This window comes from Stenotrophomonas genospecies 3 (assembly GCF_054473855.1).
In genome coordinates this window covers 54,144-74,478 of record NZ_JBTMUR010000009.1, presented here as the reverse complement: position 1 = coordinate 74,478, position 20,335 = coordinate 54,144, and the positions used below count along the sequence as shown (strand labels likewise).

The window sequence follows — 20,335 nt, the reverse complement described above, 5'->3', positions numbered from 1 at the left end:
AGGGGACGGAGGGAATTAAGTCGTAAGTGGCACAAACGACCTCATCACCGCCGTCTCCGGTCGCTAGCGCCGTAACGGCAGCCATTGCCCTTCGCTGGCGCTGCGCCACAGCCATTCGACTGGCCCGAAGCGATGGCCACGCAGCCACCACGCGCTCGCCCACAGTTGCAGCGGGAACACCACCGCTGCCACCAGCAGCACCGGCCACAGCCCGTACTGCGAGCCGATGCCCAGCCCGAAGCCGGCAAACAGCGGCACGCAGATCGCGCTTTGCAGCAGGTAGTTGCTCAGTGCCATGCGTCCGGCCGGCACGAACACGCGCAGCATGCGCTCGGCCCACGGACGCAGATAGAGCAGGGTGAAGATCGCCGCCGCAGCAATGCCGAGTGCCAGCGGCGCAACGCGATAGGACACGCGCAGCAGGTAGCCGGGCACGCCCGCGCGCAGCGCCGGCCATGCCTGTTTGAGCGCATCGGCCTGGGCATCGATCCACAGGAACACCGCCGTCAGCAGCAGGCTGCCGATGGCGATCGAGCGCAGCAGCGGCAGATGCGCCTGCGGCTGCTGCAGCAGTCCGCGGCGGCCGGCCCAGTAGCCCAGCAGGAAGCGGCCGAGCACGAAGAACAACAGCGCCCAGTTGCTCAGCTTCAGCCATGCGGCCAGCTGCAGGTTGTGCCACCACGCCTGCGCCAGCGTGCCGTGCGCAAGGGCATCGAGCGCCATGGCGTTCATCTGCGCGCGCGGTGTGAGCAGGGCGACCCATTCGCGGATCCACGGCGACAGCAGCGGTGGCAGCAACAGGGCGATGAACATCCCAATGAACAGCAGTGCGCGATCACCAAGGTGACGGAACAATGGCAGCAGCAGGCCCACCAGCGCATAGACCAGCAGGATGTCGCCCCACCAGACCAGCACCGAATGCAGCAGGCCGATCACCAGCAGTACTGCCATCCGCCGCAGGTGCGCGGCCATGCTACCGGGAGCGTAGCCGTCCATCTGCATTGCTACGCCCATGCCGAACAGCAGCGAGAACAGGGTGATCGCCTTCATGTCCACCAACCACGCCATGCCGGTGCGGATGGCATGGTCGAGGGCCGCGCTGGGCAGTGCCTGCTGCGCGGCCTCGGTCATCAACGCATCGAGCGAGAAGAAGCGCAGGTTGACCAGGAACACCCCGAGCAACGCGAACCCACGCAGGGCATCGATGAGGGGCTGGCGCGGCGGGCGATGGGTCATGCCGCGCAGCGTACCGGATCGGTAGCGCCGGCCGCTGGCCGGCAACCGTTGTTGGTAGATGCCGACCTTGGTCGGCGCTGTGGGTTCCGTGCCAACCAAGGTTGGCACCCACCAGAACGATGCGGCGGTTGTTGCAGGGGTAGTGCCGGCCGCTGGCCGGCACCTGCACCGCGATGGCCCACATCGATGAGGCTGCCGGCCAGCGGCCGGCACTACCGCACGGGGGTCAATCGCCGAGCAGCGCGGTGTTGCGTACGGCGCCCTTGTCGGCACTGGTGGCGAGCAGCGCGTAAGCCTTCAGCGCGCTGGTGACCTTGCGCGGGCGGGGTGCGCGCGGCTTCCAGCCGCGGGCATCGGCGTCGGCGCGGCGCTGGGCCAGCGTGGCCTCATCCAGCAGCAGGTCGATGCGGCGGGCCGGGATGTCGATGCGGATGCGGTCGCTGTTTTCCACCAGGCCGATGACACCGCCGCTGGCGGCTTCCGGCGAGACGTGGCCAATCGACAGGCCCGAGGTTCCGCCGGAAAAGCGGCCATCGGTGAGCAGCGCACATTGCTTGCCCAGCCCCTTCGATTTCAGATAGCTGGTCGGGTACAGCATCTCCTGCATGCCGGGGCCGCCTTTCGGGCCTTCGTAGCGGATCACCACCACCTCGCCCGGCTGCACTTCGTCGGCGAGGATGCCGGCGACGGCGGCGTCCTGGCTTTCGTAGACGCGCGCGGGGCCTTCGAACACATGGATCGACTCGTCCACGCCGGCGGTCTTCACCACGCAGCCATCGATGGCCAGGTTGCCGCGCAGCACGGCCAGCCCGCCTTCCAGCGAATACGCGTGCTGCAGCGAGCGGATGCAGCCCTCGGCGCGGTCTACGTCCAGCGTCGGCCAGCGCGTGGCCTGGCTGAAGGCTTCCTGGGTGGGGATGCCGGCCGGGCCAGCCTTGAAGAAGGTATGCAGGGTGTCGTTGTCACTGCGCACCACGTCCCAGCGTTCCAGTGCTTCGGCCAGGCTGGCGCTGTGCACGGTCGGCACCGTGGTTTCGAGCAGGCCGGCGCGGTCCAGTTCACCGAGGATGCCGAACACGCCGCCGGCGCGGTGCACGTCCTCGATGTGGTACTTCGGCGTGTTCGGCGCCACCTTGCACAGCTGCGGTACGCGCCGCGACAGCGCGTCGATGTGGGTCAGGTCGAAGTCGACCTCCGCTTCCTGCGCGGCAGCCAGCAGATGCAGGATGGTGTTGGTGGAACCGCCCATGGCGATGTCCAGGGTCATCGCATTGGCGAACGCGGCCTGGGTGGCGATGCCGCGCGGCAGCGCGCTCGGGTCTTCGCCGCCATACCAGCGGTGGCAGAGTTCGACGATCAGGCGGCCGGCGCGGCGGAACAGCGCCTCGCGGTCGGCATGGGTGGCCAGCGTGGTGCCATTGCCCGGCAGCGACAGGCCCAGCGCTTCGGTCAGGCAGTTCATCGAGTTGGCGGTGAACATGCCCGAGCAGGAGCCGCAGGTGGGGCAGGCGCTGCGCTCGAACGCGGCGACCTTCTCGTCGGAGGCGCTGTCATCGGCGGCCACCACCATCGCATCGACCAGGTCCAGCTTGTGCTCGGACAGCTTGGTCTTGCCCGCTTCCATCGGCCCGCCGGAGACGAACACCACCGGGATGTTGAGGCGCAGCGCGGCCATCAGCATGCCGGGGGTGATCTTGTCGCAGTTGCTGATGCACACCAGCGCGTCGGCGCAGTGCGCGTTGACCATGTACTCCACGGCGTCGGCGATGATCTCGCGGCTGGGCAGCGAATACAGCATGCCGTCGTGGCCCATCGCGATGCCGTCGTCCACGGCGATGGTGTTGAATTCCTTGGCGACGCCGCCGACCTGTTCGATCTCGCGCGCGACCAGCTGGCCGAGGTCCTTCAGGTGCACGTGGCCGGGCACGAACTGGGTGAAGGAGTTGGCGATGGCGATGATCGGCTTGTGGAAGTCGCCGTCCTTCATGCCGGTGGCACGCCACAGGGCGCGGGCGCCGGCCATGTTGCGGCCGGCGGTGGAGGTGCGGGAGCGGTATTCAGGCATGGCTGGCGGAACGGGCGGGCCGTACAACGTGGGGGTCAGCCGATCATGGCCAATTTTTTCGGTTGCTGCTGCAACCACCGGGTAGGATTCGGCAGGGCTGCGCCCTGCACCTGCCGAAGCAACGGCAACAGCTGGCCTATCCGTGGGATGGCGGGGTGGGTCCGGTTGCGGGGGACGGCGCAAGTACGTCCATGTAGCCTCGGTCGCGCCATCCATGGCGCTCACGCCCCCGCAACCGGACCCACCCCGCCTTCGACACTTTCCCAATGCTGTTGGTGGGTGTCGACCTTGGTCGACACGATGTATCCACGCCACGCGTGGATGATGGGGAACGACGAAAATGAAAGTCCGTTCATCTTTCGGACTTTGCCGATTCCGGTTGCTGGTCCGGATTTGGCATCATTGGGGCATTGATCCGTCGACAGGGCATGAGGCCATGAAACGTTCCCGCACCACCGCGCTGCTGCTGATGAGCGCCGCACCGCTGCTGTTCACCGCCTGCAAGAAGGAGCCGGAGGTGAAGGTGCAGGAAGGCCTGTACACCTCGGTGGAGGCCTGCACCGAGGCCACCGGCGATCCGTCGTCGTGCCGCAATGCGTTCGCCGAAGCGCAGAAGCAGGCCGCCGATGCGGCGCCGAAGTACGCCAGCAAGGAAGCCTGCGAGAAGGACTACAAGCCGGAACAGTGCGTGCAGCAGCACACCTCGGCCGGTACCTCGTTCATCGGCCCGATGATGATGGGCTTCTTCATGTCGCAGATGCTGAGCAACCGCGGCGGCCTGGCGCCGCAGGCGCCGGCGGCGTCGCCGGCCTACCAGGACAAGAGCGCTGGTTGGGCGCGTCCGGCACCGGGCGGTACCGGTGGCCTGAACACCGCCAGCGGCATCGGCGCCGGCAAGGCGGGCCTGGCGCCGGTCACCAGCGAACCGAACCGTGCGGTCACCGCCAGCCGTGGTGGCTTCGGCAACACCAGCGCACGCCGCAGCACCAGCGGCAGCTACGGCGGCTGATCGACCCATGCAGCGTATCCGGATTGCCGAGCGTGCCCAGTGGCGGGCACGCGCGGAAGAGGCGGGTTTCCGCTTCCATACCATCGACGGCCAGCCGTACTGGGATGAAAGCGCGTATTACGCTTTCACCCTGCGCCAGATCGAGCAGGACATCGAAGACCCCAGCGCCGAGCTGCACCAGATGGCGCTGGACCTGGTCGGCGATGTCATCGGCAGCGAACGGCTGATGGACCAGCTGGCGATTCCGTCGCATTACCGCGACTGGATCGCCGACAGCTGGCGCCAGCGCCAGCCGCATCTGTACGGTCGCCTGGACCTGGCCTACGACGGTACCGGCCCGGCCAAGCTGTACGAGTTGAACTACGACACGCCGACCTCGCTGTTCGAGGCCAGCTTCTTCCAGTGGCAGTGGCTGGAGGACCAGCGCAACGCCGGTCGCCTGCCGCAGCACGCCGACCAGTTCAATGCGATCCATGAGGCGCTGGTCGAGCGCTTCGGCGAACTGGCCACGCAGCTGCCGCCGCCGCTGTATTTCAGCGCCGTGGGCAGTTCGGAAGAAGACCGCGGCACCGTGGAGTACCTGCGCGACTGTGCGTCGCAGGCCGGCCTGCATGGCCAGGCCATCGCCATCGAGGATATCGGTCTGTCCGAGGATAGACGCTTCACCGCGCTGGACGATTCGGTGATCGGCACGCTGTTCAAGCTGTACCCGCTGGAAGACCTGATGGCCGAGGAATTCGGTCGCGCACTGCCCGGCTCGGGCGTGCAGCTGCTGGAGCCGGCGTGGAAGGCGGTGCTGAGCAACAAGGGCATCCTGCCGCTGCTGTGGCAGCGCAACGTGGGCCATCCGAACCTGCTGGAAGCGCATTTCGATGACGGCAGCACGCTGGCCTCGGGCTGGGTGCGCAAGCCGCTGTTCTCGCGCGAAGGCGCGAACATCGAGATGCACCTGGCCGATGGCAGCACCCAACGCAGCGACGGTCCCTACGACGGCCCGGCGATCATCCAGCGTGCGCATCCGCTGACCCGCTTCGAAGGTGGCTACCCGCTGATCGGAAGCTGGGTGGTCGGTGACCACGCCTGCGGCATCGGCATCCGCGAGGACGACAGTGCGATCACCCGCGACAGCGCGCGCTTCGTGCCGCACGCGATCGTTGATGAGGCGCCGACGCGGATCTACGTCTGATGACGGTGCGGCGCCCCCGGGCCGGCGTGGGCAACCGACGCCGGTCGTAGAACAACCGCTGTGGGTAGTGGCCGACCTTGGTCGGCGCCGTTGATTCCGTGCCAACCAAGGTTGGCACCTACCAGAGCGGTGCGTCGGTTGTTGCAGGGGTAGTGCCGGCCGCTGGCCGGCAACCGCCGTTGGTAGATGCCGACCTTGGTCGGCGCCGTTGATTCCGTGCCAACCAAGGTTGGCACCCACCAGAGCGATGCGTTGGTTGTTGCAGGGGTAGTGCCGGCCGCTGGCCGGCAATCGCCGTTGGTAGATGCCGACCCTGGTCGGCGCTGTGGGTTCGTGCCAACCAAGGTTGGCACCTACCAGAGCGGTGCGTCGGTTGTTGCAGGGGTAATGCCGGCCGCTGGCCGGCAATCGCCGTTGGTAGATGCCGACCTTGGTCGGCGCTGTGGGTTTGTGCCAACCAAGGTTGGCACCTACCAGAGCGATGCGTCGGCGGTTGCAGGGGTAGTGCCGGCCGCTGGCCGGCAACCGTTGTTGGCACCCACCAAAGCGATCGCTGGTATCAGAGCAGCCCTTCGCGCTTCACCGCCAGGTAGCGTTCCACCAGCGCACCGGGCAGGGCATCGGCGGTTACGTCCAGCACCATCACCTTCTCGCTGCGCAGCGCCTCATGCGCCTTCGCGCGCTGCTGCAGGTACAGCGCCGCTGCACCGGCCTGGGTGGCGTCTTCCAGTGTCTGCACTTCGCTGTCCAGCACACCGTCCAGCTCACGCTCGCGCAGGCTGGCCACGCATACCAGGTGGCGCTGCTGCAGCAGGCGCACCGCCGCCAGCAGGTCTTCGATGTCTTCGTCGCGCACATTGCTGACCAGCATCACCAGCGCACGCCGGCGCTGGCGCAGCGACACTTCGGTGGCGGCGGCCAGGTAGTCGGTGGCCACCGCGCGTGGCTGCAGGTCGTAGCTGGCGCGCAGCAGGTGCTCGACGGTGCCCATGCCGCGCTGCGGCGCCACCCAACGGCGCTCGCCACCGGTGGCGAACAGGCCGGCGGCGTCGCCCTGGCGCAACGCCAGGTAAGCCACCACCAGCGAGGCGTTCAAGGCATGGTCGAAGTGCGAGAGCCCGCCTTCGCTGGCCAGCATGCGCCGACCGCTGTCGAGCATCAGCAGCAGCTGCTGGTTCTTCTCGTCCTGGTATTCGCGCGAGATCAGCTTGCGCGCACGCGCGGTGGCCTTCCAGTCGAGCTGGCGCAGGCTGTCGCCGATGCGGTACTCGCGCATCTGGTGGAAGTCGGTGCCTTCACCGCGGCGGCGCTTCACGTGTGCACCGACCAGCCGCGAGGCCTGGTCGGCACTGAACAGGGCAAAGCGGGTGAGCGGCACGAAGTTCGGATAGACCCGCACGTCCAGTGCGGGCGGCAGCGTGCGTTGCTGCCACCACAGCCGCCACGGCGAACGCATGCGCAGGTGCACGCCTTCGAAGCGGAAATGCCCACGCTGCAGCGGCTGCAGGTGGTAGTGGAGGGTGGAAGCACTGCCCGCCTGCAGGCGCACGCGCTGCGGCAGTGATTCCAGCGGCCAGCCGCCGGGGACCAGGTCGAACACCTGCACCGTCATCGGTGCGTCCGCCTGCAGCCGCAGTGCAGCCTCGCGGCGCACGCCCAGTGCCAGCGCTTCGGGCAGTTCGCGCTGCACCTGCGGCGACGGACGCCGCCACTGGCGCCACAGATCCATCAGCGCCGGCACGGCAATCGCCAGCGCCGCCAGCGCCCAGCTCCAGCGCGGCAGCAGACCGCCCAGCACCAGACCGCCCAGGGCAGCCCAGGCCAGCAGCAGTGCCAGCAGCAGCGGGGCCGGCCTCATCGGCGCGGCGCTTCCACCTTGGCCAGCAGCGCGCCCAGCACGTCGTCGGCGTCCTGGCCTTCGATCTGCAGTTCCGGGGCCAGCGCGATGCGGTGGCGCAGCGCCGGGCGTGCGATGTCGCGCACATCATCCGGAGTGACGAAATCACGACCGGCCAGCACCGCCTGCGCGCGCGAGGCACGCACCAGCGCGATGCTGCCACGCGGGCCAGCGCCGACCGCGATACCCGGCCACTGCCTTGTGGCCGCCACAATCCGCACCGCGTAGTCGATCACTTCGTCGTCGACGGTGATCGCCGCAGTGGCGCGCTGCAGTTCCAGCAGCTCACCAGCACCGAGCACGCGTGGCACCTGGCTCAGGTCGAAATCGCTGGCGGCACGGCCGCTGGTGATCGCGGTCACCATGCGCTTCTCGTCCTCCAACTGCGGGTAGTCGATCAGCACCTTCAGCAGGAAGCGGTCCAGCTGTGCTTCCGGCAGCGGGTAGGTGCCTTCCTGCTCCAGCGGGTTCTGCGTGGCCAGCGCCATGAACGGCGGCGCCAGGGTGAAGGCCTTGCCTTCGATGGTCACCTGGCCTTCCTGCATCACTTCCAGCAGCGCCGACTGGGTCTTGGCGGGTGCACGGTTGATCTCGTCGGCCAGCAGCAGGTTGGTGAACACCGGGCCGCGGCGGATCTTGAAGCTCTCGCTCTTCGGGTCGTACACCGCGTGGCCACTGACGTCGCTGGGCATCAGGTCGGGGGTGAACTGTACACGCCCGTAATCCAGCTCCAGGGCCTGTGCCAGTGCGCGCACCAGCAGGGTCTTGCCCAGCCCGGGCACGCCCTCGATCAGCACGTGACCACCGGCAAGCAGCGCCACCAGGATCTGGTCCAGCACATCGGCCTGGCCGATGAAGGCGTGGCCGACGGCATCGCGGATGGCATCGACGCGTTCGATCAGGCGGGCGTTGGCGGCCGCCGGCAGCTCGGGGACTTCGGTCATAGCAGGGATCTCATCTGGAGCAGCAAGCGGATGCGCTCGCGCAGGGCGGAGGAATCGTGCGGCGGTGGGGGCGTGAGTGCGCTGGCGACGCGGCCCTGCGGCCACTTCAGCAGCTCGGCGATGGCCTGATCGCGCGGCGCACCATCCAATGCGGCGGCAATCGGTGCGCGCAGGCGCAGGCGGTGCAGGAACAGGGCGAGCACGGCCTCGTACAGGCGTATGCCGTGACCGAAGCGCAGCAGCAGTTCTCCACTGGCACGCACGTGCTCCAGCAGTGAACGACGTTCCAGCACCGGCGACGGCAGCAGGCTGCCGAAGCGCTGTGAACGGCCCCACAGCCAGCCCAGCAAGGCCAGCAGCAACGGCACCCACAACGGCCAGCCCTGATAGAACATGCGCGACCACAGCGACGGCGGGCGGCTGGCATAGACCAGCCAGACCGCACCCTTGCCATAGTTCGGATCGAGCAGGTAGCGGGTCAGGTCGCGATGCGACGCGTCGTGCAGGCCGTCGCTGGCCCCGCCACCTGCCGACGCCAGGCGCGCTGCCGGTGAGTCCACTTCGCTGCGCATGAACTCCATGTCGGCCAGCACGCTCACTCTGCCCTGGCCGTGGCGCAGGCGCGCGAACACCAGGTCGCGATCAGTGCCCCAGCGGCGTTCGGCCTGCGCACTGGCGGCAAAGCCCAGGGTGAAGCGGCGGCCACCACAGAATTCGACGTGGCCCGGATCGTCGTCGACATGGAAGGCCTGGCAGTCGCTGCGCTGGAACAGGCTGTCTACGCCCAGCCGGTCCAGCAGGGGGCCCTGCGTGCTGCCGGCATCGTCCTCGGCCGGCGGCGGCGTACGTACCAGCAGGTGGCCACCCCCGTCGACCCAGTCCAGCAGTGCGCTGGCGACGGGCGGCGGCAGTTCGCTGCTGTCCTGCAGCAGCACTACCGTGTCGTGGCGCCCCAGCGTCATCTGCTGCAACTCCAGCCGCGGTCGCGAATGCACGTCGATGCCATCGGCGCGCAGGGCCTGGCCGAGTACGTACAGCGGGTTGTAGGCGGCCTCGCCCTGTGGCGGCAGCCGGATCGTCTCGGTCACCCGTTCGTGCGTGCGCAGGTAGAGGATGGTCAGCGGTACGCCGAACAGCACCAATGCACCGAGCAGCAGCGACCAGAACAGGCGCGGACTCATGCCTGCCACCCGTACTGCTGGCGCAGGGTATCGGCCAATGCATCGAAATCGGCGCGGCTGGGCAGGCGGCCACCGTAGGCGGCGTACTGCCACATGCGCACGATGCGCGCGAACAGGTCACGGTCGCTGGCCTGGGGCATGCGTCGCGATGCGCGCAGGCATTGCGCTTCGGTGGCACCGGGTGGAAGCGCGATACCGCTGCGCTCGCCCACCGTGCGCACGCTGGCGCGGTACAGCAGGGCCAGCGCCTGCCGCGGCCGGCCCTGGTCCCAGAGCAGGCCGGCCTGGGTGGCCACGTCCGGCGGCAGCACCACCGGCAACTCCACCTGCTCCTCCAGCACCTTCGGTGCAGCGTCGGCCTTGCGCCGGCCACTGCCACGCAGCCACGGCAGCCACAGCCGCGCGGTCAGCAGCAGCACCAGCAGCAGGATGCCGAGCAGGCCCCACAGGCCCCATTCGGCCAGCCGTGCCAGCCAGGCGATGCCGTCCTTGCGCGCCTTGCGTTCACCTTTGCTGCTGGTGTCACGCTGCAGCTGCTTGTCTTCCTTCTTTTTTTCCTCGGCCTGCTCGATCGGCTTCCAGCGGGCCACCTGGCGGGTCGGGCGCTGCAGCGGGTCTTCATAGGCGCGGTTCACTGCCTGACGGAAACCGGCGGTGTCCACCGGCGCTGTACCGAAGATCATTGCCGGCGTATTGGCGGGGTCGTTGGCCGCGGTGGCCGGTTCTTCTGCACTGTCTTCGTCCTCTTCGGCATCGCCGGCCTGCTCCGCGACCGTCTGCGCGTCCTGCGCATGCACCGGTGCGGACACCAGCGGCAGTGCCAGCCACAGCAGCAGCGCCAGCGTCGATGCTGCCGGCAGCAGCCGCTCGCGTAGGCGGCGCAGGGCGATTTCGACGTCCCAGGCTTCCATCTGCGTTCGACGGTTCAGGTACAGGCCAAAGCCCGCACCGACGAAGAACGGGCCGATCAGCACCGAGGCCAGCCAGCACGCCAGGTTGAAGCCCAGCCGTGCCCATGCGGGCGTGTCCTTGCCAATCATGTCCCACGCCGCACGCCACGATTCGGACATCAGCTCCAGTGGCATGAACATGAACACCGCACCGATCGCGCCGGATACCAACACGGCTTCGAACGCCAGGCAGGTCACCGTCAGTACCAGTGCCGCGCCCGCTGCGCCGGCTGCCACCGCACGACGGCGTGGGCCGCGCTGGCCCGGTGTGTTGCCTTCCAGCAGGTTCACCGGCAGGCACAGGCTGCGCAGCACGCTGAAGCGACGCCAGCCCAGGTAGCCCCAGAAACCGGTGTTGCCCCAGTGGCGCTGCGCGCGCAGGGCGGCCAGCGTGCCGACCGGCTCACCGAAAATGCCGCGCGACAGCACGTACAGCGGCGCGCGTTCGAACAGCGGCTTGCACCACCACATCGCCAGCCAGGCCCAGCCGAAGGCATCCAGCCACCAGCCCAGCGCGTTGAAGATCACGAACAGCGGTGCACTGGCCAGCAGCCAGCTGCCCCACAGCGCACGCGCGTGACGGCGGGACAGGGCGGTGCCCAGCTCCATCGCTTCCCAGCCACTGCGGGCGCGCAGCGCCACGTCCAGGCGGTCAATGCGCATGGCCGCCCCCACGTCCGCCGCGCCACAGCCACAGCAGCACGCCGGCCCACAACACACCGGCCACGCTGAACTTGCCCCACGCCGGTACTTCGGCAAGCGAGGACCAGAAGGCTTCGATGAAGGCGGCCACCAGCAGCATGAAGGCGACGCCGAGGCACAGCCGTGCGCCGATGCGGCCGCCTTCGACCAGTGCATCCAGGCGGCTGCGCCGGCCTGGTGCCAGCAGCTTCATGCCCAGCTGCAGACCGGCACCGCCGGCGATCACGATCGCGGTCAGCTCGAAGGCACCGTGGCCGACCACGAAGCGCCAGAACGGGTCGCCATGGCCGATGTGCTGCAGGTGACCGGCCACCGAACCGATGATCACGCCGTTGAACAACAGCACCAGCAGCGTGCCCAGCCCAGCCAGCAGCCCGCTGGCAAAGGTGCGCAGGGCGATGCTGATGTTGTTCATGATGTAGTGGCCGAACATCATCCAGTCGGTGCCGCTGTCACGCCCCAGGCGCTCGGCGGCGGGATCGTACATGCGCTCCATCTCGGCGATCTGGCGGTTGTCCATCAGCATGTGGATCAGGTCCGGATAGACCTGCACCAGCACGAAGCAGGCCACCGCCGGCAGCGCGAACATCGCCAGCGCCACCCACATGCTGCGCGCCTGGCTGCGCACCAGCAGCGGGAAATCGGCCACCAGGAACTCCAGGGCACCCCGCCAGCGCGTCGGCGGCGTGCGGTACAGCACGCTGTGGCCCTGCTGCATGAGCTGCTGCAGGCGCTGCACCAGCTGCGGGCTGTAGCCGCGTTCGCGGGCCAGTGCCAGTTGCTGGCACAGCCGCCGGTAGCGCTGCGGGAAGGTGGTGTCGTCCAGTGCCAGGCCGCTGGCCTTGCGGCGCGTGCGGCGTGAGGCACCGGCACGCAGCAGCAGCCACTGCTCCAGGTCCTGCCATTCCTGCTGGTAGCGGGCGACGAACTGTTCCTGCTTCATCGCCGCCCCAGCAGCCAGTTGGCCATCGCATACAGGCGCAGCACGCCGACCTGGCCATGGGTGCCGGTCAGTGGCTCGGCAATACCGGCCAGCTCCTGCTGGCGCGCCGCCGACAACCGTGGCGCGCGCTCGGCGAAGGCCATCAACGCAGCCTGTTCCTCTGGTCGCAGCGGCTGCGGCGGGGCCAGCACGCTGTCGATGGTCGGCGGCGGTGGCAGGTACAGCGCGGGTGCGTGCACCACCACGGTGCCCGCCACCAGGTCGCCAAGGCGGCGGCCATGCGGATCGAACAGGCTGCTGATCAGGCCCAGCGCATAGCCGAACGGCAGCATGTCCACCGTGCGCAGCAGGTTGCGGGTGATCGCCGCCATCCAGCCTACCGGCGCGCCATCGCGGGACAGCACGCGCAGCCCCAGCGCACGCTTGCCCAGCGTGCGCCCCCACAACGCTTCGCAGACGATCGGGTAGGCCCAGTAGACCAGGAACATCAGCACCAGGTAGAGGCCGGAGCCGAACTTGTCCAGCAGCGCCAGCGGAATGGACACCAGCACCAGTGCCGCGATGCGCACGCCAAGATCGACCAGCCAGGCCATCGCCCGCGGTACCGGGCCGGCGGTAGGCAACTGCAGCGGCACACCCTCCGGCGTCACCACCTCGCGGTAGGTATCGAGCATCGGTGCGGCCATCAGCGCGATGGCCTTCGTTGTGGGCGCCGGAGTCCTCTCCGGCGGGCAGCCACAGGCATGGGGGTCTCGACAGGTCCTGGTCGGGCCAAGACTTTAGCAGAGCCGCATGGCAGCGACGGGGGCTCAGCCCCGGTATTCGTCCTTCAGCCGCACGTAGTGGTCGGCCGAGTAATGCAGCGCCTCGATCTCCTTGTCACTGAGCGTGCGTGCCGGTCGTGCAGGGTTGCCGACCCACAGCTCGCCTTCGCCCACCACCTTGCCGGGGCCGATCACCGCACCGGCGCCGACGAAGCCATGGCGCTCCACGCGGGCGCCATCGAGGATGCAGGCGCCCATGCCGATCAGGCTGTAATCGCCGATCGTGCAGGCATGGATGATGCAGCCGTGGCCAACGGTCACGCCTTCGCCGATCAGGGTCGGGTAGCCGGCCTTGTTGTACGGGCTGTGGTGGCTGACGTGGATGATGGTGCCGTCCTGCACGTTGGTGCGTGCACCGATGCGCACATGGTTGACGTCGCCGCGGATGACCGTGCCCGGCCATACCGACACGTCATCGGCCAGCTCCACGTCGCCGATGATGGTGCAGGCCGGATCGATGTACACGCGTTCGCCGAGGACGGGCATCTTGTCGCGGAAGGGGCGCAGCGGGTTCATCGAAGTCTCCGGAAATCAGGGCGTTCACGACGATGATACCTGCGTGGTCTGCACGCCGCGCGCGCACCGCAGGGTAGTGCCGGCCGCTGGCCGGCAACCTCATGGGCGTGTCTGGAGTTCTGCGATTGCCGGCCAGCGGCCGGCACTACCCGCTACGGTTCGTAGTTGTAGCCGATGCTGTATGCGGAACAGCGGATCGCGCGCAGCATTGCAGTAGATCCACGCCATGCGTGGATGGCATCTACCGCGCTCGTGTTATGCCACGCGTCCCCGGCGTGCGCGCTCCAGGTGCACCAGCAGCAGCGAGATCGCTGCCGGGGTCATGCCCGGAATGCGCTGTGCCTGGCCGATGGTCTGCGGGCGTACGCGCTCCAGCTTCTGCAGCGCTTCGGCCGACAGCCCGCGCACCGTCGCGTAATCGAAGGCTTCAGCGATCGGCGTGGCTTCGTGCCGCTGCTGGCGCTCGATCTCCTCGCGCTGGCGGTCCAGGTAGCCGGCGTACTTCAAGCCGATCTCCACCTGCTCGGCAACCTTGCCATCGGCCACCGCCGGGCCCAGCGAGGGCACCTGCATCAGCTTGGCGTAATCCAGCTCGGGGCGCTTGATCAGGTCCAGCACGTTGGTCTCGCGACTGACCGCCACGCCCAGCGTCTCGTTCACTTCGCGGCCCAGTGCATTGGCCGGGGTTGCCCACAGCGCACCCAGGCGTGCGCGCTCGGCAGCGACGGCGGCCTGCTTGGTCTCGAACGCGCTCCAGCGGCGATCATCCACCAGGCCCATTTCGCGGCCGGTCGGGGTCAGGCGCTGGTCGGCATTGTCCTCGCGCAGCTGCAGGCGGTACTCGGCGCGGCTGGTGAACATGCGGTACGGCTCGTTGGTGCCGTGGGTGATCAGGTCATCCACCAGCACGCCCAGGTAGGCCTCGTCGCGACGCGGGCACCAGCCGTCCAGCCCGCGCACCTGGCGTGCGGCGTTGAGGCCAGCCAGCAGGCCCTGCGCGGCGGCCTCTTCGTAGCCAGTGGTGCCGTTGATCTGGCCAGCGAAGAACAGGCCGTTGACCAGCTTGGTCTCCAGCGAGGCCTTCAGCCCGCGCGGGTCGAAGAAGTCGTACTCGATCGCGTAGCCGGGGCGGGTGATGTGTGCGTTCTCGAAGCCACGGATGCTGCGCACCATCTCCAGCTGCACGTCGAACGGCAGCGAGGTGGAGATGCCGTTGGGATAGATCTCGACGATGCCCAGGCCTTCGGGTTCGACGAAGATCTGGTGGCTGGCCTTCTCGGCGAAGCGCACCACCTTGTCCTCGATGGACGGGCAGTAGCGCGGGCCGATGCCTTCGATCTGGCCGCTGTACAGCGGCGAGCGGTGCAGCGCGTCGCGGATGATCTGATGGGTCTGTTCAGTGGTGTGGGTGATCCAGCAGCTGACCTGCTGCGGATGCTCGTCCACCGAGCCGAGGAAGGACATCACCGGCCGCGGCGAATCGCCGGGCTGCTCGTCCATCACGCTGTAGTCCAGCGAGCGGCCATCGATGCGCGGCGGCGTGCCGGTCTTCAGGCGGTCCACCTGGAACGGGCGCTCGCGCAGCCGCGCGGCCAGCGTGGTGGCCGGCGGGTCGCCCATGCGGCCGGCGGCGTACTGGGTCGGGCCGACATGGATCTTGCCGGCCAGGAAGGTGCCGGCGGTCAGCACCACGGCCTCGGCATCGAAGCGCAGCCCGGTCTGGGTGATGACCCCGCGCACGGCGTCGCCTTCGATGACCAGGTCGTCCACGGCGGCCTGGAACACGGTCAGGTTGGCCTGGCCCTCGACGATGGCGCGGATCGCCATGCGGTACAGGTTGCGGTCGGCCTGGCAGCGGGTGGCGCGCACGGCCGGGCCCTTGGAGGCATTGAGCGTGCGCCACTGGATGCCGGCGCGGTCGGCGGCATGCGCCATCGCACCGCCCAGCGCGTCGATCTCCTTGACCAGGTGGCCCTTGCCGATGCCACCGATGGCCGGGTTGCAGCTCATCGCACCCACCGTTTCGATGTTGTGGGTCAGCAGCAGGGTGCGCACGCCGGTGCGGGCCGCGGCCAGCGCGGCTTCGGTGCCGGCGTGGCCACCGCCGATGACGATGACGTCGTAACGATGGAAGGACGGGTTCATGGGGGGCTGTTCAGCTGGGGGCGGGCGCGGAACGGGGGCGGCGCCGGGGTGGCGATTTTAGCGCCATTCGGGGCCGGGACGTCGGTGCCGGCCGGCCGGCGTCGAAATCAGCCCTAAAGTTGGCAGGATTTTTGCAGATAACCCAATAGCACCCATCGTGGCTGGCGCCGTAGGCGCCCGTGACCGGAATTGGAACAGGGGCCGGTACAGGCGCACGGTGGGGGAGCAGAGGGCCGGCAGTCGGGGGACTGTCCGGCCCTGTTTTTTTGCGGTTGTCGGGAAGGCGCCATCCACGCATGGCGTGGAGCTACTGATGCTGGGGCCCTCGCCGGTTGGCGACCCAACAAAACAAACGGCCCCGCATTGCGGGGCCGTCTGTTTTCAGAGGTGCCGACATCCGACAGGGCCGGAACAGGGGGGATCCAGATGTTCCTGTCGGATATCGACGTAGAGCTTTTTGCGGCGGCCCGTGTCGTTTTTGTCACTTTGTGACGTGGGCCGTCACTGTCCGCGTAGATTGCGGCTTGGACCGTGTGAAATGCAAGACGGTTCAGCGCTCAACTGTGCGCTGCGTCGCACGATCCATGTTGCGCCAGGGGGAACCGTTCATCCTCGGCGCACTCGGTGCCGGTGCCGGACGGGTCTGCGGCGGGGGCGCCGACGGCTGGGCGTTCGATTGCGGCGGGCGGCGCATGGAGTCCATGTTCCGCCACGGCGAACCTCCGTTGTACGACGGTCGCGACGGCGGCGGCGGACGGTGCTCGCCGCCATTGCCCGGACGCGGCGGCGGGCGGTGGTTGTGCGGCGGGCGGTAGATCGGGCGCGAGTAATACGGGTTGCCGTAGCCGCCGTAGTAGCCGCCATAGCCACCGTAGTAGGGGCCGTAGTTGTAGGGATAGCCGGCCGGGTAGCGGTATTCCACCGACGGCGCACCGTGGTAGTAGCTGCCGCTGCGGCCGCCGCCGACATAGTCGTAGGTGGTGCAGCCGGTCAGGGCCAGCAACAGGCCACCGGCAAGCATCAGGCGCATTTTCATGGTGGGTCCCCCCAGAGGACGGGTGTGCAGTCAGCTTCGGGCGCCAGCGTTGAATCGGCCCTTAATTCCGCCGGCCAGGATGAATGGAGGCGAAGGGCTGCATGCTGGCATGACCTGTGTCCCGGTCGCCAGCGCGGGGGCATACGTTAATCTTGCGTCATGAGCGATTCACTGTTGCCCCGCGCCGACGACGTCCTGCTTGCTGCCGCGAGGATCGCCCCGCATGCCAGCGTGACCCCGGTGCTGCGCTCGCACACGCTCGATGCGCTCGCCGGGGCACAGCTGGCGTTCAAGGCCGAGCACCTGCAGCGTGGTGGTGCGTTCAAGTTCCGCGGTGCCTGCAACGCGGTGTGGTCGCTGGAGGCTGATTCCGCCAGTGCCGGCGTGGTCACCCACTCCTCTGGCAATCACGGCGCCGCCCTGGCGCTGGCCGCACGTACCCGGGGCATTCCCTGTCACGTGGTGGTGCCGGAAGGTGCGGTGGCGGCCAAGCTGGCCAATATTGCGCGCCATGGCGCCACGCTCTGGCACTGCCCGCCGACCATTGCCGACCGTGAGGCCACCTGCGCCAAGGTGCAGGCCGACACCGGCGCGACCCTGGTGCATCCCTATACGAATCCGGCGGTGATGGCCGGGCAGGGCACCGCCGCCCTGGAACTGCTGCACAGCGACGGCCCGTTCGACGTGCTGGTGGTGCCGGTGGGCGGCGGCGGCCTCGCCAGCGGCACTGCGCTGGCCCTGCAGCACGCCAGCCCGCAGACCCGTCTGGTGCTGGCCGAGCCGGCCGGTGCCGACGATACCGCGCGCTCGCTGGCCGCTGGCGAGCGCCAGGACGCGTTCACCCCGGACACGATCTGTGATGGCCTGCGTACCCTGATCGCCGCGCCCAATTTCGAACTGCTGCGCGCGGCCGGTGCCGAGGTGATCGTGGTCGATGACGCGGCGACGATGGCCGCGATGCGCCTGCTGTGGGAGGTGCTCAAGCAGGTGGTCGAGCCGTCCTCGGCCACCGTGCTGGCTGCGGTGCTGGCGCAGCCGCAACGTTTCGCCGGACTGCGCGTGGGCCTGGTGCTGTCCGGCGGCAACGTCGACCTGCCAGCGCTGCGCTGGGGCGCGCCGTGAGCCGCGACCGGCAGCGGCCTCGCACCGGCCTGCTGGGCTGGCTGTGGCGGCTGTTTGTCCTGCTGGTGATCTGGCTGCTGGGCGTGACTGCCTGGATCGTCTGGGTCGGCGAGCGTGACCAGGCCGTCAAGGCCGACGCCATCATCGTGCTGGGTGCGGCCGCCTATGACGCCAAACCGTCACCGGTGTTCGAAGAGCGTATCCGGCATGGGCTGGACCTGTACGAGGCCCAGTACGCGCCGCTGCTGATCTTCACCGGCGGCTACGGTGGCACCGGTGCGCGTTTTTCCGAATCGCAGGTGGCGCGGCGTTATGCGCTGAAACATGGCGTGCCGGACGATGCGATCCTGATCGAAACCGCCTCGCGCAATACCGTGCAGAACCTGGTTGAAGCCAAGCGGCTGATGGACCAGCGCGACCTGCACCGGGTGATCATCGTCAGCGATCCGCTGCACATGGCGCGCGCGCTGCGCCTGAGCAAGGCGCTGGGCATCGATGCGCTGGCCTCGTCCACGCCCAGCACGCGCTTCCGCAGCTTCCACACCAGCTGGCGCTTCCTGGTGCAGGAAATCTATTTCTTCCACCGCGACCTGGTGCGCCCGCCGCTGAGTTCGCCGGCCAATACCTGAGGGTGCCGCTGCGCTCGCCGGGCATGGCCCGGCGCTACCCGGTTCACGTGCCGGCCCATACCCGCCTTTGGTAGGTGCCGACCTTGGTCGGCACACTGCTGGCGGCATCGCGATCTGATGGGGTGTGCCAACCAAGGTTGGCACCTACCAGAGCGATTCGCGTACGGCGTGGCATGCGGTAGTGCCGGCCGCTGGCCGGCAGATGCCCAGCATGGAATCATGAAGTTGCCGGCCAGCGGCCGGCACTACGGGACGATCAGCTCTGCTTGCGCCGGATCGGAATTGCCGACACCGGCACCGAGGCCACGTCATGCCCGCCTTCGCGGATCGGTGCGCCCGGGTCCGGCGCCCAGGCGTGCGCATAGATCACTTCCCAGCTGCTGGGCAGCTTGCCGTCGGCGCGCCGCATCGGCTCATATGCCGCTGCCGCAGCGGCGAAACGGCCACGCCCGGTCAGCGTGTGGCGACGGTCGACGCGGGCATTGGTCGCGCCCATCGCGCGCAGTTCGCGCATCAGTGACGGCAGGTCGTCGTAGGTCAGGGTGAACAGGTCGCGGTCCAGCACCGGGTCGCGGAAGCCGGCCATCATCAGCGCATCGCCGAACTGGGCGATCTGCGCGAAGCGGCTCACGTGCGGGCGGTCATCGGCAGCGGCGAATGCTTCGTTGAGTTCGATCAGGGTTTCCGGGCCGAAGGTGGAACACACCAGCAGGCCACCTGGCTTGAGCACACGGCGGAACCCGGCAAACACCGCCGGCAGGTCGTCCACCCACTGCAGGCACAGGTTGCTGAAGATCACGTCCACGCTGTTGTCGGCCAGCGGCAGCGCGGCGGCATCACCGCACAGGCGCTGGAACGGCTTCCACCAGCCGGCCTGGCGCTTGGCCTGGTCCAGCATCGGCAGCGCCACGTCCAGCGCGATCACCTGCGCCTTCGGCCAGCGCTTCTTCATCAACGCGCTGGCATGGCCGGTGCCGGCACCGATGTCCAGCACCACCTCGGGCTTGCGTGCCTCCAGGTAGTCCAGCGATTCGATCAGCCGCGACTGCACTTCGCGCTGCAGGGCGGCGGCGGCGTCGTAGCTGTTGGCGGCACGGGCGAACGCGCGGCGGACGTGGCGGGCATCGAAGTGGGACGGCATTGCGAAAGTCTCTTAGAACGTACCGGGGTAGGCGCCGCCGTCGATCAGCAGGTTCTGCCCGGTGAGGTAACCGGCCTGTGCACTGCACAGGAAGGCGCAGGCGGCGCCGAATTCGTCGGGTGTGCCGAAGCGGCCGGCGGGGATCTGCTGGCGGCGGCGTTCGGCCACTTCGCCGGCGTCGCCGTCCTTGCCCGCACTGTGGGCGAAGTTGGCGCGCAGGCGGTCGGTGTCGAACTGGCCGGGCAGCAGGTTGTTGATGGTGACGTTGTGGGCCACGGTGCGGCGCGACAGGCCGGCGACGAAACCGGTCAGGCCACTGCGCGCGCCGTTGGACAGCGCCAGGATATCGATCGGGGCTTTCACCGCCGACGAGGTGATGTTGACGATGCGGCCGAAGCCGCGCTCGATCATCGCGTCGACGGTGGCGCGGATCAGCGCGATCGGCGCCAGCATGTTGGCGTCCAGCGCGGCAATCCAGTCGTCACGCTCGAAATTGCGGAAATCACCGGGCGGCGGGCCACCGGCGTTGTTGACCAGGATGTCCACCTGCGGGCATGCGGCCAGCGCCGCGACGCGGCCGGCTTCGGTGGTGACGTCGGCGGCGATCGCGCGCACCTCGGCGGCACCGGCCAGCGCGCGCAGCTCTTCAGCGGCGGCCTGCAGGGCGGCTTCACCGCGGGCCACGATCACCACGTTGACGCCTTCACGCACCAGCGCACGCGCGCAGCCCAGGCCCAGCCCCTTGCTTGCGCCGCAGACCAGTGCCCAGCGGCCATTGATACCCAGATCCATGCGTCAATCCCGCGGAA

At 68.6% G+C, this 20,335-nt stretch carries 17 protein-coding genes; 4 read left to right on the top strand and 13 right to left on the bottom strand.

Annotated features, from left to right (window positions below; translation table 11 throughout):
- Positions 1 to 63: 63 nt before the first annotated feature.
- On the bottom strand, positions 64 to 1,236 hold the full coding sequence (locus ACX9OT_RS13285; RefSeq protein ID WP_277778705.1) for a DUF418 domain-containing protein: 1,173 nt from the start codon (positions 1,234 to 1,236) through the stop codon (positions 64 to 66).
- Positions 1,237 to 1,462: 226 nt separating this feature from the next.
- Entirely contained in the window at positions 1,463 to 3,301 is a 1,839-nt protein-coding gene (gene ilvD, locus ACX9OT_RS13280; RefSeq protein ID WP_277778704.1) for a dihydroxy-acid dehydratase, read from the bottom strand.
- A 436-nt stretch (positions 3,302 to 3,737) separates the two neighbouring features.
- Here ilvD and ACX9OT_RS13275 point away from each other — a divergent pair, with 436 nt between their 5' ends.
- Positions 3,738 to 4,310 (top strand): DUF1190 domain-containing protein, encoded by a 573-nt coding sequence (locus ACX9OT_RS13275; protein WP_277778703.1) that lies wholly within the window; start codon positions 3,738 to 3,740, stop codon positions 4,308 to 4,310.
- Between the two features lie 7 nt (positions 4,311 to 4,317).
- Positions 4,318 to 5,496 (top strand): glutathionylspermidine synthase family protein, encoded by a 1,179-nt coding sequence (locus ACX9OT_RS13270; protein WP_277778702.1) that lies wholly within the window; start codon positions 4,318 to 4,320, stop codon positions 5,494 to 5,496.
- 559 nt (positions 5,497 to 6,055) lie between these two features.
- Here ACX9OT_RS13270 and ACX9OT_RS13265 read toward each other — a convergent pair.
- From ACX9OT_RS13265 to ACX9OT_RS13225, 9 genes are all read right to left on the bottom strand, one after another.
- Positions 6,056 to 7,354, bottom strand: a complete 1,299-nt coding sequence (locus ACX9OT_RS13265) for a DUF58 domain-containing protein (protein WP_049461683.1) — start codon at positions 7,352 to 7,354, stop codon at positions 6,056 to 6,058.
- Positions 7,351 to 8,337: an AAA family ATPase gene (locus tag ACX9OT_RS13260; protein ID WP_005411535.1), complete on the bottom strand. Its 987-nt coding sequence runs from the start codon at positions 8,335 to 8,337 to the stop codon at positions 7,351 to 7,353. Before ACX9OT_RS13260 ends, ACX9OT_RS13265 begins: the two co-directional genes overlap by 4 nt.
- The gene (locus tag ACX9OT_RS13255; protein ID WP_049461684.1) at positions 8,334 to 9,518 is read right to left on the bottom strand and encodes a DUF4350 domain-containing protein; all 1,185 of its coding nucleotides are present in this window, start codon (positions 9,516 to 9,518) and stop codon (positions 8,334 to 8,336) included. The genes ACX9OT_RS13260 and ACX9OT_RS13255 overlap by 4 nt, the downstream gene beginning before the upstream one ends.
- Positions 9,515 to 11,131: a DUF4129 domain-containing protein gene (locus ACX9OT_RS13250; RefSeq protein ID WP_277778701.1), complete on the bottom strand. Its 1,617-nt coding sequence runs from the start codon at positions 11,129 to 11,131 to the stop codon at positions 9,515 to 9,517. The genes ACX9OT_RS13255 and ACX9OT_RS13250 overlap by 4 nt, the downstream gene beginning before the upstream one ends.
- Positions 11,121 to 12,113 (bottom strand): stage II sporulation protein M, encoded by a 993-nt coding sequence (locus ACX9OT_RS13245; protein ID WP_032129115.1) that lies wholly within the window; start codon positions 12,111 to 12,113, stop codon positions 11,121 to 11,123. Before ACX9OT_RS13245 ends, ACX9OT_RS13250 begins: the two co-directional genes overlap by 11 nt.
- Positions 12,110 to 12,799, bottom strand: coding sequence for an RDD family protein (locus ACX9OT_RS13240; RefSeq protein ID WP_049461685.1), 690 nt, complete (start codon positions 12,797 to 12,799; stop codon positions 12,110 to 12,112). The genes ACX9OT_RS13245 and ACX9OT_RS13240 overlap by 4 nt, the downstream gene beginning before the upstream one ends.
- A 123-nt stretch (positions 12,800 to 12,922) precedes the next feature.
- Positions 12,923 to 13,453: a gamma carbonic anhydrase family protein gene (locus ACX9OT_RS13235; protein ID WP_032129113.1), complete on the bottom strand. Its 531-nt coding sequence runs from the start codon at positions 13,451 to 13,453 to the stop codon at positions 12,923 to 12,925.
- 255 nt (positions 13,454 to 13,708) lie between these two features.
- Positions 13,709 to 15,598: a tRNA uridine-5-carboxymethylaminomethyl(34) synthesis enzyme MnmG gene (gene mnmG / locus ACX9OT_RS13230; protein WP_277778700.1), complete on the bottom strand. Its 1,890-nt coding sequence runs from the start codon at positions 15,596 to 15,598 to the stop codon at positions 13,709 to 13,711.
- A 550-nt stretch (positions 15,599 to 16,148) separates the two neighbouring features.
- A complete protein-coding gene (locus ACX9OT_RS13225; protein ID WP_197615681.1) occupies positions 16,149 to 16,634 on the bottom strand; it encodes a hypothetical protein in 486 nt (161 codons plus the stop codon).
- A 159-nt stretch (positions 16,635 to 16,793) separates the two neighbouring features.
- Between ACX9OT_RS13225 and ACX9OT_RS13220 the strand changes: the two genes are divergently transcribed.
- Positions 16,794 to 17,756: a pyridoxal-phosphate dependent enzyme gene (locus ACX9OT_RS13220; RefSeq protein ID WP_459002491.1), complete on the top strand. Its 963-nt coding sequence runs from the start codon at positions 16,794 to 16,796 to the stop codon at positions 17,754 to 17,756.
- Complete coding sequence (locus tag ACX9OT_RS13215; RefSeq protein ID WP_277778732.1) at positions 17,741 to 18,385, top strand: YdcF family protein; 645 nt, start codon at positions 17,741 to 17,743, stop codon at positions 18,383 to 18,385. The genes ACX9OT_RS13220 and ACX9OT_RS13215 overlap by 16 nt, the downstream gene beginning before the upstream one ends.
- Positions 18,386 to 18,641: 256 nt before the next feature.
- On the opposite strand, the gene bioC is transcribed toward ACX9OT_RS13215, so the two are convergent.
- Together bioC and ACX9OT_RS13205 are read right to left on the bottom strand one after the other, a co-directional pair.
- Entirely contained in the window at positions 18,642 to 19,526 is an 885-nt protein-coding gene (gene bioC / locus ACX9OT_RS13210; protein WP_164080493.1) for a malonyl-ACP O-methyltransferase BioC, read from the bottom strand.
- Positions 19,527 to 19,538: 12 nt separating this feature from the next.
- On the bottom strand, positions 19,539 to 20,318 hold the full coding sequence (locus ACX9OT_RS13205) for an SDR family oxidoreductase (protein WP_277778699.1): 780 nt from the start codon (positions 20,316 to 20,318) through the stop codon (positions 19,539 to 19,541).
- Between the last annotated feature and the right edge of the window lie 17 nt (positions 20,319 to 20,335).

Coding starts and splice junctions, on each gene's coding strand:
- ACX9OT_RS13275 (WP_277778703.1), top strand. CDS start 3,738: ATGAAACGTTCCCGCACCACCGCGCTGCTGCTGATGAGCGCCGCACCG.
- ACX9OT_RS13250 (WP_277778701.1), bottom strand. CDS start 11,131: ATGCGCATTGACCGCCTGGACGTGGCGCTGCGCGCCCGCAGTGGCTGG.
- ACX9OT_RS13220 (WP_459002491.1), top strand. CDS start 16,794: ATGAGCGATTCACTGTTGCCCCGCGCCGACGACGTCCTGCTTGCTGCC.
- bioC (WP_164080493.1), bottom strand. CDS start 19,526: ATGCCGTCCCACTTCGATGCCCGCCACGTCCGCCGCGCGTTCGCCCGT.
- ACX9OT_RS13260 (WP_005411535.1), bottom strand. CDS start 8,337: ATGACCGAAGTCCCCGAGCTGCCGGCGGCCGCCAACGCCCGCCTGATC.
- ACX9OT_RS13245 (WP_032129115.1), bottom strand. CDS start 12,113: ATGAAGCAGGAACAGTTCGTCGCCCGCTACCAGCAGGAATGGCAGGAC.
- ACX9OT_RS13205 (WP_277778699.1), bottom strand. CDS start 20,318: ATGGATCTGGGTATCAATGGCCGCTGGGCACTGGTCTGCGGCGCAAGC.
- ACX9OT_RS13255 (WP_049461684.1), bottom strand. CDS start 9,518: ATGAGTCCGCGCCTGTTCTGGTCGCTGCTGCTCGGTGCATTGGTGCTG.
- mnmG (WP_277778700.1), bottom strand. CDS start 15,598: ATGAACCCGTCCTTCCATCGTTACGACGTCATCGTCATCGGCGGTGGC.
- ACX9OT_RS13240 (WP_049461685.1), bottom strand. CDS start 12,799: ATGGCCGCACCGATGCTCGATACCTACCGCGAGGTGGTGACGCCGGAG.
- ACX9OT_RS13270 (WP_277778702.1), top strand. CDS start 4,318: ATGCAGCGTATCCGGATTGCCGAGCGTGCCCAGTGGCGGGCACGCGCG.
- ACX9OT_RS13265 (WP_049461683.1), bottom strand. CDS start 7,354: ATGAGGCCGGCCCCGCTGCTGCTGGCACTGCTGCTGGCCTGGGCTGCC.
- ACX9OT_RS13225 (WP_197615681.1), bottom strand. CDS start 16,634: ATGAAAATGCGCCTGATGCTTGCCGGTGGCCTGTTGCTGGCCCTGACC.
- ilvD (WP_277778704.1), bottom strand. CDS start 3,301: ATGCCTGAATACCGCTCCCGCACCTCCACCGCCGGCCGCAACATGGCC.
- ACX9OT_RS13235 (WP_032129113.1), bottom strand. CDS start 13,453: ATGAACCCGCTGCGCCCCTTCCGCGACAAGATGCCCGTCCTCGGCGAA.
- ACX9OT_RS13285 (WP_277778705.1), bottom strand. CDS start 1,236: ATGACCCATCGCCCGCCGCGCCAGCCCCTCATCGATGCCCTGCGTGGG.